We start from the raw sequence: 13,456 nt of genomic DNA, 5'->3' as shown, positions 1-13,456 counted from the left end.
AACCAGAGCCCCGATTCGCCCATGACCATCACGACATTTTCGCCCGAGCTTCTCTCTTATTCGAAGACGCACAATCCGAACCCGCCCGCCCATCTCGGCAGCCGCTATCGCAAGATCGGCGGCTTTCTCCCGGAAGCCGGCAACACCATCGTCTGCCATATCGAGAAGGGTTCGCAGACGCAGATGGCGCTGATCGAGGCGCGCGAGACATATCTGGCTATGCCCGAGGCTCCACAGTTCCTCTTTACGCCGATATCAAGTCTTCACATGACACTTTTCGAAGGCGTCATCGAAACCCGGCGCCGGCAGGATTGTTGGCCGGGCGATCTGCCGCTCGATACGCCCATCGAAGACATGACCGAGTTGATGGCGGCCAGGCTCGAAGGTTTCTCGATGGCTGACCGCTTCAGGGTCGCGATCGTCGAAGCTCGCCCGTCGGGCCTGCTCGTCGACGGGGCGACGGAGACGGACCGCAAGGTCATGCGCGCTTGGCGCAACGCGCTGGCCGATCTTCTCGGCTATCGCCAGCCGAACCACGAGGATTATAAGTTCCACATGACTTTCGCCTATGCGGTCGAACGGCTTGAGGACGAAGCCTTGCCGCGCTGGCAGGCGATGCTCGATGACGTGGCCGAGGATATCCGCCGCAGGGCTCCCGTTTTCGAGCTTACCCCGCCGGCATTCTGCGTGTTCGAGGACATGAACCATTTCCACGAATTGCTGATCTTTGATTTCGAAGCCTGAACGGAAGAGGCCCATGGACAAACCGACGCTCTATATCGCCAACAAGAACTATTCCTCCTGGTCGTTTCGGCCCTGGATGGCGCTGACGGGCGTCGGCATCGATTTCGAGGAAGTCTTGATCCCCTTCGATTATCCTGGTGGCAATCCCCATATCAAGGCGGTTTCGCCGACCGGGCGAGTGCCGCTTCTCAAGCACGGCGCGTTGAAGATCTGGGAATCGCTGGCGATCATCGAATACGCCGCCGAGCTTTATCCGGAGGCCGGCCTTCTGCCTGCGGATCGGGCCGAGCGGGCGCTTGCCCGTTCGGTTTCGATGGAAATGCTCTCGAGCTTTCGGGCGCTGCGCAACGCCTGCCCGATGAATATCCGCCGGCCGAAGGCCAAGATCGCATTGCCGGATGGTGTCGACGCCGATATCAGCCGCATCGAGACAATCTGGCGCGACCTGTTGCAGCAATCCGGCGGACCGTTTCTCTTTGGTGCGTTCAGCGGGGCGGATGCGATGTTTGCGCCCGTCGTCAACCGCTTCGACATTTATGATCTCGTCAGCCGAAACGATACGCTGGCCTATATGGAGACCATGAAGGCGCATCCGGCCTGGCGAAAATGGGAAGAGGCGGCCCGCGCGGAGCCTTGGATCGTGCCGGAAGACGAAGTCTGAGCCCGGAATCATCGGCTTCGCAAAAAATACGCATGGGGACTGGTCAAGGCCACCCCTTGCATGTATAAGCGCGCCAAATTCCGAAATCGCGACATGTCCGTTTCGGCCGCCAGTCTGGCCGTGGGAATGTTTTGCCCGCAAGTGGAGTAAGAGAAATGGCTGTACCGAAGAGAAAAACAAGCCCGTCCAAGCGCGGTATGCGCCGTTCGGCAGATGCACTGAAGGCTCCGACCTATGTCGAAGACAAGAACTCCGGCGAACTGCGCCGCCCGCACCATATCGACCTGAAGACCGGTATGTATCGCGGCCGCCAGGTTCTGACGCCGAAGGAAAGCGCATAATTTCCTGATCCGGCTTGTCCGATCGAAAGTTTCAAGGCCGGCGTCACGCCGGCCTTTTCTATTTCGACGGTATAATATTTGCAATGACTTGCGGTCTGGCAGCGGTTTGCGGCAGTATTCTTCTTGCGCTGAGGAGACTGCCGATGATAGCCGCAATGCCGCTGATGATTATCCCGTTTATTCTTTACAATCTGGCGATGCTGGGCCTGATGGGCGATGGCGGCATTCCGGCCCTGCAGCATGATGTCATCGTGCTGTCGATGATCTCGGGCGCGATCTGGAGCATGGCGCTCGGCGATCTGTTCATCGTCATCGCCCTTGTCGTGCTGTTCTTCGAAATCCTCAAGGCGACCAGAACCGGCCCCGGCAATCTCGTCAACCATATGTTGTCGATGCTGGTGTTCATCGCCTTCCTGGTCGAGTTTCTGCTCGTCCGGGATGCTGCGACGCAGGTATTCTTCATTTTGATGACGATCGCCCTGATCGATGTGATCGGCGGTTTTGCCGTCTCGATCCGGAGCGCCGGGCGTGATGTCTCGATCGGATTATAGGTTGTCGAGTTTGTTCTGAAGGGCGCGGAGCTGTTCCTTCAGCTCATCGATATCCTTGGCCTCGGCCTTGCGGCTTTCCTTGGCAGGCGGCGTCATGAAGGGCGAGAACATCTGCATCGCCTGCTGAAACAGCTCGGTGTTGCGGCGAACCTGATCTTCGACCATCTGCATCGGCAATTGCAGGTTCTTGCCGAGCGGCGTCTCGCCGAAGGCGCGGTTCACCTGCTCGCGCATCTGCGACTGCTGTTCGGTGAAGGCGCGCATCGAATGTTCGAGAAAGCTCGGCACCACCATCTGCATCTGGTCGCCGTAATAGGTGATGAGCTGGCGCAGGAAGGAGATCGGGAGCAACGTGTTGCCGGTCTTCGATTCCTGTTCGAAAATGATCTGGGTCAGCACCGAATGGGTGATGTCATCTCCGCTTTTTGCATCCTGTACGGTGAAGTCTTCGCCTTTCTTCACCATCTCCGCCAAGTCTTCCAGCGTCACATAGGTGCTGGTGCCCGTGTTGTATAGGCGGCGATTGGCGTATTTCTTGATAACGATCTGACCCTCATGCTTCGCCATATCAGTCTCCTGAACCCCCGTCTGATTTATGGATCTTCCTCCACTTGAGACTGTAAACGCAAAAGAAGGCCGGTGACAATCTCTTTGTGCGATGCGGCAAACCTTTAACAGAGCAGATGAATCGGGCTTGGGAGCGCTTCGGCTGAAAAATGGCGGCAGCCGGTCTTCGCGTTTGACTTGTGCTCCAAGCTTTGCCAGTTTCTCCTTATGTAAGTGAGACGAAAACGAGGAGCGTCCCCATGAGCAATTCATCCATCGTCATCGCCAGTGCAGGGCGAACAGCAGTCGGCTCGTTCAACGGCGCTTTCGCGACGGTCCTCGCGCATGAGCTCGGGGCGGCGGTCATAAAGGGGGCGCTCGAGCGCGCCGGCGTCGATGCCGGCGAGGTGGATGAGGTGATCCTCGGCCAGGTGCTTGCCGCCGGCGAGGGCCAGAACCCGGCCCGCCAGGCGGCGATAAAGGCCGGCATTCCGAAGGAGGCGACTGCTTGGGGCGTCAACCAGCTCTGCGGCTCGGGCCTGCGCGCGGTCGCGCTCGGCATGCAGCAGATCGCCACCGGCGACGCCAAGATCATCGTTGCCGGCGGCCAGGAATCCATGTCGATGGCCCCGCATGCCGCGCACTTACGCAGCGGCGTCAAGATGGGCGACATGAAGATGGTCGACACGATGATCAAGGACGGTTTGACCGACGCCTTCCACGGCTACCACATGGGCATCACCGCCGAAAATGTCGCGCGCCAGTGGCAGCTGTCGCGCGACGACCAGGATCAGTTCGCCGTCGCTTCGCAGAACAAGGCGGAAGCGGCGCAAAAGGCCGGCCGTTTTGCCGACGAGATCATCCCCTACGTCATCAAGACACGTAAGGGCGACGTTACGGTCGATGCCGACGAATATATCCGTCACGGCGCCACATTGGAAGCGATGGGGAAATTGCGCCCGGCCTTCGACAAGGACGGCACTGTGACGGCCGCGAATGCATCCGGCCTCAACGACGGCGCCGCTGCGGCGGTGCTGATGAGCGAAGCGGAAGCCGTCCGGCGCGGCATCCAGCCGCTCGCCCGCATCGTTTCCTGGGCAACGGCGGGCGTCGATCCTTCCATTATGGGCACCGGGCCGATCCCGGCTTCGCGCAAGGCGCTCGAAAAGGCCGGCTGGTCGGTGAACGATCTCGATCTCGTCGAAGCCAACGAAGCTTTCGCGGCGCAAGCCTGCGCCGTTACCAAGGATCTCGGATGGGACCCGGCGATCGTCAACGTCAATGGCGGCGCGATCGCGATCGGCCATCCGATCGGCGCGTCCGGCGCGCGCGTTCTCAACACGCTGCTGTTCGAAATGAAGCGCCGCGGCGCCAAGAAGGGTCTCGCCACGCTCTGCATCGGAGGCGGCATGGGTGTGGCCATGTGCTTTGAAGCACTTTAAATAGCATACGATCCAGGATTGATTGAGAATCCCGCCACGCGGCGGGGCGAAAAACAAAAGGGGAGCGAAGCATGAGCAGAGTGGCTGTGGTCACCGGGGGTACACGCGGCATCGGCGCGGCAATATCCATGGCACTGAAAAATGCCGGATACAGGGTCGCGGCCAGCTATGCCGGCAACGACGAGAAGGCCAAAGCCTTCCACGAAGTCACCGGCGTTCCGGTGTTCAAATGGGATGTTTCCGACTACACTGCCTGCGGCGAAGGGATCGCCAGGATCGAAAGCGAGATCGGGCCGGTCGAAATCCTCGTCAACAATGCCGGCATCACCCGCGACGCGATGTTCCACAAGATGACGCCGCAGCAGTGGCACGAGGTGATCAATACCAACCTCACCGGCCTGTTCAACATGACGCATCAGGTCTGGACCGGCATGCGCGATCGCGGCTTCGGCCGCATCGTCAATATCTCGTCGATCAACGGCCAGAAGGGCCAGATGGGCCAGGTGAATTATTCGGCGGCCAAGGCGGGCGATCTCGGCTTCACCAAGGCGCTGGCCCAGGAAGGGGCGGCCAAGAACATCACCGTCAACGCCATCTGCCCCGGTTACATCGGCACGGAAATGGTGCTTGCCGTGCCGGAGAAGGTGCTGAACGAACGCATCATTCCGCAGATCCCCGTCGGCCGTCTCGGCGAGCCGGAAGAGATCGCGCGCTGCGTCACCTTCCTCGTCTCCGACGATGCCGGCTTCATCACCGGTTCGACGCTGACGGCCAATGGCGGACAGTTCTTCGCCTAATTATTCCTTTAAGCGGTTATACGCAGATTCAAAGCGATGGCGCGTCCGGCAGGACGCGCCATCGCTTTGATCATTTACGGGATTAAGAGCGGCGGTCGGCATTCGGTTGCCGCTCTGTACCTTGACCGGTACTTTCCGCAGCGAGCGATCCTGGCTGCTAAGGGCTGTTATCGCAGTCGTCAGAAAGGCCGATGCGATGAGAACGGCGACAAGGGAATTCAGGAAAATCTGGATCATGAAAGCGTTCCTTTCCGGTGCGCCGGGCGGCTGTGCCTGTCCGTTGCGCTGGTGAAGGAAATATGTGCCTGCCTGTTGGGTAGCAGTAGGTGTGGCTTTCATAACCGATTTTCAACGTCTCGTTGACGGATTCGGCAGGCCAAAAAAACGGGCGCAGAAGCGCCCGTTGGGAGTCCGATATGGTTTTGCCGATTAGCGGCAACGAGCCTCGTAGCGGCGGCCGTAGCGGTCGCGATAGACGCAGTAGCCGCGGCGTTCGACCGAGTGGCCGATGAGAGCGCCGGTTAGACCGCCGGCCACGGCGCCGACGGCGGCACCGCCCCAGCTGTTGGTGACGACACCGCCGATGACCGCACCGGTGCCGGCGCCGATCGCCGTACCTTGCTCGGTTGCTGTGCAGGATGCCAGAGCGCCGACCAGCGCACCAATAAGAACAATCTTCTTCATCATGTCGTAACTCCCCAGGTTCGTTGGCCTTTAGATGCGGCCCATTAGTACAAGGATAATGATAATCACGAGAACTAGCCCCAAACCGCCAGAAGGTCCATAGCCCCAGCCACGGCTGTAACCCCAATTTGGCAAGGCTCCGATCAAGAGCAGAATGAGGATAATTAGAAGTATCGTGCCAAGCATGGTGTGTTTCCTTCATTTCATCCGCAATTTGGATGGACCAGAAACACGCATTGGCGATTTTTGTTCCCGGTTAAGCTTGGAAATGTGACGAGGGCGTGATTCACGGTTAATTTCCGTCATCTCGGAAAATTGCCGCTATGGTTAAAATTACATTTAAATACAATATGTTGCGGTGAACAAAGAGGGAAAGCCGCGGTGTCGCCGATTCGTCAGCGATTCGTTCCGCTTTTGATCGACCCATCGCGATTGGCCGCCTTGACTTAACGCTGTCTGAATCCGGCTTCAAAAAGATTAATGCCTGTGCCAGGAGGCGGGCGAAGAGTTCCGCTGCCGATTCCGCATCTAGCGTCCGGACCTGGTGATGCCACCAGATTTGGTCGTGAACGAAAGGCGAAAACCGCGGAGTCAGCGATTCGTCTCCGATTCGTTCCGGCTTTGGTCGAGAGGTTAATTTCGGGACGCTCTCGCCTGTTCAAAATCGGCGCGGGAATCGTCGCTCACGACGGCGAAAATGCGAATGGGAGGGAGTCTCGCGATTCAGCATCTAGTGGGAAAAAGTGATTCAAAATCAATACTTAGCCGTGAACAAAAGCTGAATCAGCTGGAGTCAGCGATTCGTCGCTGATTCGTTCTCACGCTGTTCCGAATCGTGAATTCAGACCTTCCACAAGACTCGCAAAGGTCGTAATCCCCGGTGCATTTTGAAATCTGCCCTTGCGTTTGCGGCGGCAGCTGTCCATGTGTTCTTTAGCTTCCCTCGTGGGGCTGAGATTTTCCTGGGGCCACCCGCCTCATTTGCATGGACCCATGACTCTGACTTCGCAGCCGATGATTCTGAGTGGACGCGGTGTGACCGCGGTGCTCGGACCGACCAATACCGGCAAGACCCATTATGCCATCGAGCGCATGGTCGCGCACGGGACCGGCGTGATCGGCTTGCCGCTCAGGCTGCTGGCGCGCGAGGTCTATACGCGGGTGGTGGAGAAGGTCGGCGTGCAGAATGTGGCGCTGGTCACCGGTGAGGAAAAGATTTCGCCGCCCAATGCGCGTTTTTCCGTCTGTACCGTCGAGGCGATGCCGCGTGAGACCAAGGCCGCCTTCGTTGCCATCGACGAGGTTCAGCTCGCCGGCGATCTCGAGCGCGGTCATATCTTCACCGACCGCATTCTGCATCTTCGCGGCCGTGAGGAAACGCTGCTGCTTGGCGCGGCGACGATGCGGCCGATCCTGCAGCAGCTCCTGCCGGGCATCACTGTCGTCGAGCGGCCGCGGCTTTCGCATCTTTTCTATGCCGGCCAGAAGAAGATCACCCGGCTGCCGCAGCGTTCTGCCATCGTCGCGTTTTCGGCCGACGAGGTCTATGCCATCGCCGAGCTCATCCGCCGCCAGCGTGGCGGCGCGGCTGTCGTGCTCGGCGCGCTCAGCCCGCGCACCCGCAATGCGCAGGTCGCACTCTATCAGGCGGGCGACGTCGAATATCTGGTGGCGACCGATGCGATCGGCATGGGCCTCAACCTCGATGTCGATCACGTCGCCTTTGCCCAAGACCGGAAATTCGACGGTTACCAGTTCCGCAATCTCAATCCGGGCGAACTCGGCCAGGTCGCCGGGCGCGCCGGGCGGCACGTGCGGGACGGGACCTTCGGCGTCACCGGACAGGTCTCGCCCTTCGACGATGAATTGGTGCAACGTATCGAGGGGCACGAATTCGACAACGTCAAGGTTTTGCAATGGCGCACGACGGAGATGGACTTCTCCTCGATTCAATCCTTGCGGACAAGCCTTGAGGCGGGACCGCGCGTGCCGGGACTGACGCGAGCGCTGCCTGCTGTCGACCAGCAGGCGCTGGAACAGCTTTCGCGTTATCCAGAGGTCATCGATCTCGCCGACAGGCCGGCGCGCGTCGAAAAACTCTGGGAGGCTTGCGCGCTTCCCGATTACCGGCGTATCACTCCTGCGCAACACGCCGATCTTATCTCGACCCTCTTTTCCGATCTCGTCCGCTATGGCACGGTGAATGAGCAGTTTCTCGCGGAGCAGGTGCATCGCTCCGATCGGACAGATGGGGAAATTGACACGCTTTCGGCGCGAATCGCGCAGATAAGGACCTGGACCTACGTTTCGAATCGGCCTGGCTGGCTTGCCGATCCGACACACTGGCAGGAAAAGACGCGGGAAATCGAAGATCGATTGTCCGACGCGTTACATGAAAGGTTGACGAAACGCTTTGTTGATCGCAGGACATCTGTGCTCATGAAGCGCCTGAGAGAGAATGCGATGCTGGAAGCTGAAATCAGTGTGAATGGTGATGTCTTCGTTGAAGGACATCATGTAGGGCAATTGAGCGGATTCCGTTTCACGCCGGTGGCGGGAACGGACGGACCGGATGCCAAGGCGGTTCAGGCTGCGTCGCAGAAGGCGCTCGCGCTCGAATTCGAAGCCCGCGCGGCGCGGATGCATGCCGCCGGCAATAGTGATCTGGCGATCGGCTCGGATGGGTTGATTCGTTGGCTGGGCGACCCGGTGGCGCGGCTTTCGGGCAGTGATCACGTCATGCGTCCGCGCGTGCTTCTGCTGGCCGACGAGCAGTTGACGGGCAATGCCCGGGATCACGTTGCGGCCCGCATCGAACGCTTCGTCAACCATCATATCAGCACGGTGCTGAAACCGCTCGATGATCTGTCGCGCGCCGAGGATCTGCAGGGTCTTGCCAAGGGGCTTGCCTTCCAGCTCGTCGAAAATCTCGGCGTGCTGTTCCGACGCGACGTGACCGAGGAGGTGAAGTCGCTGGACCAGGATGCCCGCGCCTCCATGCGCCGCTACGGCGTGCGTTTCGGCGCCTATCATATCTTCGTTCCGGCACTTCTGAAGCCGGCGCCGGCCGAGCTCATCACGCTGCTCTGGGCGCTGAAGAACGACGGTCTCGACAAACCGGGCTACGGCGATCTCATTCCCGTGCTTGCCGCCGGCCGCACCTCCGTCGTCACCGACCCGAGCTTCGAGCGGATGTTCTATAAGCTCGCCGGCTTCCGGTTCCTCGGCAAGCGTGCCGTGCGAATCGACATCCTGGAACGGCTTGCCGACATCATCCGTCCGCTGCTGCAGTGGAAGCCCGGTCAGAATAATCGTCCGGAGGGCGCCTATGACGGCCGCCGTTTCACGACGACGACGGCTATGCTGTCGATTCTTGGTGCGACGCTCGAGGACATGGAAGAAATCCTCAAGGGTCTCGGCTATCGCGCCGATGCCGTGAAGGCGGAAGAGGCATCGGCACATCTTGCGGCGCAGGATGCGGCCTCAGTGCCCGCCGCCACCGCGGAAACGTCGGCGGATGAGACAGCCGAAAAGGCCGATCACGACGATGCCGACGGGGCGGCGGAAGAGACTGCTGCCGAAGCGCCCGCAACCGAGGCGGCGCCCGTGGCTGCCGACGCGCCCGTGGCCGAAACGGTCCAAACCCCTGCTCCTGTCGAAGCAGCCGAGACAGCCGCTTCGGTGGAAGCGTCTGCCGAGACGGCGGTATCCGCTGCTGAGGACGCTGGCGAGCCGGTCGAACCGAAGCCGGTTCTTCTGTGGCGTCTCGGCGGCCGCAACGACAATCAGCGCCAGGCGCGCGGCGGGCATGGCGAACGCCGTGGCGGCCAGGGCCAGGAGCGCGGTCAGAGCCAGGAACGCGGCGACCGCAATCGTCGGCCGGGCGGCGGTGAAGGCGGCGAGGGCAATCGCGGCGAAGGCCGTGACAACAATCGCAACAATCGCGGCAAGGACGGCGGCGGTCGCGATGGCGGCCGGCCGCAGCAGGCAAGGGGCGATCGCAACAATCAGCCACGGGGCGATCAGCCGCGCGGCGACCGGCAGGACCGTGGTGACCGCAAGGATCGCGGTGACCGCAACGATCGTAACGACCGCAACAACAATCGCGGCGGCTCGCAGCCGCTGCGCTTCGAGGCCAAGCCGCCGCGCAAGGAGAAGCCGATCGATCCGGATTCGCCTTTCGCCAAGCTCGCGGCTCTCAAGGAGCAGATGAAGAAGTAATCATGAGCGCGGAGACACAGCCGACAAGCGGTTCGCGCCAGCGCATCGACAAGTGGCTGTTCTTCGCGCGCATGGTGAAGTCGCGTTCATTGGCGCAGAGCCAAATCCAATCCGGCCATGTGCGCATCAACGGCGAACGCTGCAGCCATCCGAGCCAGATGGTCAAGCCGGGTGACCGTATCGAGATGACGCTGGAACGGCGCGACGTCGTTCTCGTGGTGCGCCTCGCCGGTGAGCGGCGGGGACCTTACGAGGAGGCGCGCCTGCTGTATGACGATCAATCGCCGCCGCCTGATGAGGCAAAACGTCTCACGCCCTACGAACAGGCGATCCGGGCGACCGGTACCGGCCGTCCGACCAAAAAGGAAAGACGTGCAATCGACAGGCTGATGTCGGACGAGGATTAGAAAACTCTGTCTGCGCTGGCGGCTTTTGCAGATCGTTTATCCTTGAAATCCGGCGCCAAAGCCGATAGGTCACTGTCAACCTGCCGGAAGCGTGCTTGCCGCCCAAGCCTGCCCACGCTTTTCCTCCGGCACGGGGATAGGCGCGACGTTCCAGGTTGCCCGGCCCCATCGCATGGAAATCCTGGAGTTCTTCATGACCTATGTCGTGACCGACAATTGCATCAAGTGCAAATACACCGATTGCGTGGAAGTCTGCCCTGTCGACTGCTTCTATGAGGGCGAGAACTTTCTCGTTATTCATCCCGACGAATGCATCGATTGCGGCGTCTGCGAACCCGAATGTCCCGCCGAGGCGATCAAGCCCGATACCGAGCCGGGTCTCGATAAATGGCTGAAGATCAATACCGAATATGCGACTATCTGGCCGAATATCACGGTCAAGAAGGAGCCGTTGCCTGAGGCCAAGGAAATGGATGGCGAGACCGGAAAATTCGAGAAGTATTTCTCCGAGAAGCCCGGTTCCGGCGATTGAGACAGCGCCCACATTCGGCCTCCGGATTCGGGCGGTGGCGGGGCGAAACGTTTGGAGCCTTTCCTGGTCAGATTGCAGCATTCTGACCTGGCATAGAGATGCCCGGCCCACCGGCCGCACTGCTTCGCCAGGCGAAGCAACAGGTGCGTCCGGCGATATTAAAGTCTTGCAGATTTGCCAAGCAAATCTGCGGGAGGGTTGGCTGAAACGGGCCGTCTGATCGATCGGCCGGTTTGGCCGTAGATCTGGGCTACGACGCGCGCCGGTCGGTCGACCATCCGACTCCGTTTGAGCCAACAGAATGCTTCAATCTGACCAGGAAAGGCTCTAAAAGCTGCGTGAGGCATATGGGTGACATGTGTTGCCCGCATGACTCAAGCGAAGCAAATTATTGATTTCCTCATATTTTTATGATAGGTTTCGTCTACTGTTCCATTTGTGGCATGACGCATGCCCAAAACCATCACGAAAGCAAAACAAATCCGTACGCGGTTTCCGTGACATATCAACGCTTTGAGCGCCGGGATCCCAAGATCGTGCGCAAAAAGTCTTTGCTTTTGCCCGATAGGACCAGAGTGAAGTCACCCGACGGATACTACCGTCTCACCCGGGCCTGACTGACCCGGCTCCGGCCGCCGCCGGATGCGTAACAGGGAGTTTTTGAATAGAATGACGACTCAGCAGAAAAAGCCTTCTACAGCACGTCACGGCTTCAAGACCGGTGAATCGATCGTTTACCCCGCTCATGGCGTCGGTACCATCACCGCTATCGAAGAGCAAGAAGTTGCCGGCATGAAGCTCGAACTTTTCGTTATCGATTTCGAGAAGGACAAGATGCGTCTGAAGGTTCCGGTCGCGAAGGCCATGAGCATCGGTATGCGCAAGCTTTCGGAAACGGATTTCGTCGAGCGTGCTTTGAAGGTCGTGCAGGGCAAGGCGCGCGTCAAGCGCACCATGTGGTCCCGTCGCGCCCAGGAATATGATGCCAAGATCAATTCCGGCGACCTGATTTCCATCGCTGAGGTCGTGCGTGATCTCTATCGTGCCGAGAACCAGCCCGAACAGTCCTATTCCGAGCGTCAGCTTTATGAGGCTGCGCTCGATCGCATGGCGCGCGAAATTGCCGCCGTCAACAAGATGTCGGAAACCGAAGCCGTCCGTCTCGTCGAGACCAATCTCAACAAGGGTCCGAAGCGCGGAAAGGCAATCGAAGAAGACGATTCGCAGGACGAAGCCGCATAAGGCGAGCCTGTTTTTCCTGTCAAAAAACCCGGCCTTCGCGCCGGGTTTTTTTATTGGAACTTTTTCCCGACTGCCGCGTTTAACACACGTAATTGCGGACTGCTCGCGGGCAATGGCCTCGACGGGCGAACTGCTATTCCGTCAATGTTCGATGAGGAGCGGATCATGCCTTTTCAATATTGCCCATCCGGCAACGTGAAGAAACAGGTCCAGCCCGGCCGTCTTAGCGGCACATGATGAGAAATAGGGCCTCCCCCTGAAAAGTCCAGGGGCGAGGCCTTTATGCATTCAGAACCCCATTCAGTCTGGAACAGCGATGTTCCGGAAGCTGTGTTTTATTGTTCATTTTAGGGCGAGAGGCCTGTTTCAGGAGATCGAAATGAAGAACATGTCTGCAGATCGGCGCATGATCAAAATCGCGATGGCCGCCCCCTATCTCGCCCGTCAGGAAGAGCACGATCTTGCCACTCGTTGGAAGGATCACGACGATCGCGGTGCCCGCAACCAGATCGCCATGGCCCATATGCGCCTGGTCATCTCTATGGCCGGCAAGTTCCGCAACTTCGGCCTGCCGATGAGCGATCTCGTGCAGGAGGGCTATGTCGGGCTGCTGGAGGCCGCCGCCCGCTTCGAACCGGAACGCGACGTGCGCTTTTCGACCTATGCAAGCTGGTGGATCAGGGCTTCGATCCAGGATTATATCCTGCGCAACTGGTCGATCGTGCGCGGCGGCACGAGTTCGGCGCAGAAGGCGCTGTTCTTCAATCTGCGTCGCCTGCGCGCCAAGCTCGCCAAGGGTGACACGCAGCTGACGCTGCAATCCATTCACCAGGAAATCGCCGCTGCCCTCGGGGTCAGCCTCGCCGATGTACAGACCATGGATGCCAGGCTTTCTGGCAACGATGCCTCGCTGCAGGCGCCTTCGGTTTCCGGCGATGCCGAGAGTGCGGAGAAGATGGATTTCCTCGTCAGTGACGATCCCCTGCCGGACGAGCAGGTTTCCAACATGATCGACGGCGAGCGCCGCCGCGTCTGGCTCGCCTCGGCGCTGAAACATCTCAACGAACGCGAGATGAAGATCATCAGTGCCCGGCGTCTGGCGGAGGACGGAGCCACGCTCGAAGAACTCGGCGCCGACCTCGGCATTTCCAAGGAACGCGTGCGTCAGATCGAAAGCCGGGCGATGGAGAAGCTTCGCAGCGCGCTCGTTAGCGCCGATCCGCATATGGCCGCCTATGCTTGAACCCAAAGCGCGTTGCGATCCTTCAGATTCGCTCCTCGCGCTTCA

15 protein-coding genes are annotated in these 13,456 nt (G+C 59.7%); 11 read left to right on the top strand and 4 right to left on the bottom strand.

Annotated elements, in window-relative coordinates; all coding sequences use genetic code 11:
- Positions 1-21 precede the first annotated feature (21 nt).
- From FHT79_RS26990 to FHT79_RS26975, 4 genes are all read left to right on the top strand, one after another.
- Complete coding sequence (locus tag FHT79_RS26990; RefSeq protein ID WP_028758314.1) at positions 22-744, top strand: DUF1868 domain-containing protein; 723 nt, start codon at positions 22-24, stop codon at positions 742-744.
- Positions 745-757: 13 nt separating this feature from the next.
- Positions 758-1,405 (top strand): glutathione S-transferase family protein, encoded by a 648-nt coding sequence (locus FHT79_RS26985; RefSeq protein ID WP_028758313.1) that lies wholly within the window; start codon positions 758-760, stop codon positions 1,403-1,405.
- A gap of 155 nt (positions 1,406-1,560) precedes the next feature.
- Positions 1,561-1,746 (top strand): 50S ribosomal protein L32, encoded by a 186-nt coding sequence (rpmF, locus tag FHT79_RS26980; RefSeq protein WP_003543812.1) that lies wholly within the window; start codon positions 1,561-1,563, stop codon positions 1,744-1,746.
- Between the two features lie 143 nt (positions 1,747-1,889).
- A complete protein-coding gene (locus FHT79_RS26975; RefSeq protein ID WP_028756529.1) occupies positions 1,890-2,297 on the top strand; it encodes a hypothetical protein in 408 nt (135 codons plus the stop codon).
- Here FHT79_RS26975 and phaR read toward each other — a convergent pair.
- On the bottom strand, positions 2,292-2,864 hold the full coding sequence (gene phaR, locus FHT79_RS26970; RefSeq protein WP_028756528.1) for a polyhydroxyalkanoate synthesis repressor PhaR: 573 nt from the start codon (positions 2,862-2,864) through the stop codon (positions 2,292-2,294). The genes FHT79_RS26975 and phaR overlap by 6 nt on opposite strands.
- A 239-nt stretch (positions 2,865-3,103) precedes the next feature.
- Here phaR and FHT79_RS26965 point away from each other — a divergent pair, with 239 nt between their 5' ends.
- Entirely contained in the window at positions 3,104-4,285 is a 1,182-nt protein-coding gene (locus FHT79_RS26965; protein ID WP_028756527.1) for an acetyl-CoA C-acetyltransferase, read from the top strand.
- A gap of 71 nt (positions 4,286-4,356) precedes the next feature.
- Positions 4,357-5,082: a beta-ketoacyl-ACP reductase gene (locus FHT79_RS26960; RefSeq protein WP_028758312.1), complete on the top strand. Its 726-nt coding sequence runs from the start codon at positions 4,357-4,359 to the stop codon at positions 5,080-5,082.
- On the opposite strand, the gene FHT79_RS26955 is transcribed toward FHT79_RS26960, so the two are convergent.
- The 3 genes from FHT79_RS26955 to FHT79_RS26945 all read right to left on the bottom strand — a co-directional run bounded on the left by FHT79_RS26955 (position 5,083) and on the right by FHT79_RS26945 (position 5,952).
- Positions 5,083-5,319 (bottom strand): hypothetical protein, encoded by a 237-nt coding sequence (locus FHT79_RS26955; protein WP_165932238.1) that lies wholly within the window; start codon positions 5,317-5,319, stop codon positions 5,083-5,085. It lies immediately after the preceding gene.
- A gap of 192 nt (positions 5,320-5,511) precedes the next feature.
- Positions 5,512-5,769, bottom strand: a complete 258-nt coding sequence (locus FHT79_RS26950; RefSeq protein ID WP_018244057.1) for a YMGG-like glycine zipper-containing protein — start codon at positions 5,767-5,769, stop codon at positions 5,512-5,514.
- A gap of 27 nt (positions 5,770-5,796) precedes the next feature.
- On the bottom strand, positions 5,797-5,952 hold the full coding sequence (locus FHT79_RS26945; RefSeq protein ID WP_017962528.1) for a DUF3309 family protein: 156 nt from the start codon (positions 5,950-5,952) through the stop codon (positions 5,797-5,799).
- 807 nt (positions 5,953-6,759) lie between these two features.
- Between FHT79_RS26945 and FHT79_RS26940 the strand changes: the two genes are divergently transcribed.
- From FHT79_RS26940 to FHT79_RS26920, 5 genes are all read left to right on the top strand, one after another.
- Positions 6,760-9,987, top strand: coding sequence for a helicase-related protein (locus tag FHT79_RS26940; RefSeq protein WP_047615741.1), 3,228 nt, complete (start codon positions 6,760-6,762; stop codon positions 9,985-9,987).
- 2 nt (positions 9,988-9,989) lie between these two features.
- Positions 9,990-10,394: an RNA-binding S4 domain-containing protein gene (locus FHT79_RS26935; protein WP_028756524.1), complete on the top strand. Its 405-nt coding sequence runs from the start codon at positions 9,990-9,992 to the stop codon at positions 10,392-10,394.
- Between the two features lie 193 nt (positions 10,395-10,587).
- Positions 10,588-10,926 carry a ferredoxin FdxA gene (gene fdxA / locus FHT79_RS26930; RefSeq protein WP_007632346.1) on the top strand — a complete coding sequence of 113 codons (339 nt, stop codon included), beginning with the start codon at positions 10,588-10,590 and terminating at the stop codon, positions 10,924-10,926.
- A 669-nt stretch (positions 10,927-11,595) separates the two neighbouring features.
- On the top strand, positions 11,596-12,168 hold the full coding sequence (locus FHT79_RS26925; protein ID WP_003543775.1) for a CarD family transcriptional regulator: 573 nt from the start codon (positions 11,596-11,598) through the stop codon (positions 12,166-12,168).
- A 379-nt stretch (positions 12,169-12,547) separates the two neighbouring features.
- Positions 12,548-13,411, top strand: a complete 864-nt coding sequence (locus tag FHT79_RS26920; protein WP_018244054.1) for an RNA polymerase factor sigma-32 — start codon at positions 12,548-12,550, stop codon at positions 13,409-13,411.
- Positions 13,412-13,456: the final 45 nt, after the last annotated feature.

Origin of the sequence: Rhizobium sp. BK212, assembly GCF_014197475.1 — a bacterium.
Classification (GTDB): Bacteria; Pseudomonadota; Alphaproteobacteria; order Rhizobiales; family Rhizobiaceae; genus Rhizobium; species Rhizobium anhuiense.
This window is presented reverse-complemented; position numbering and strand designations above follow the sequence as displayed.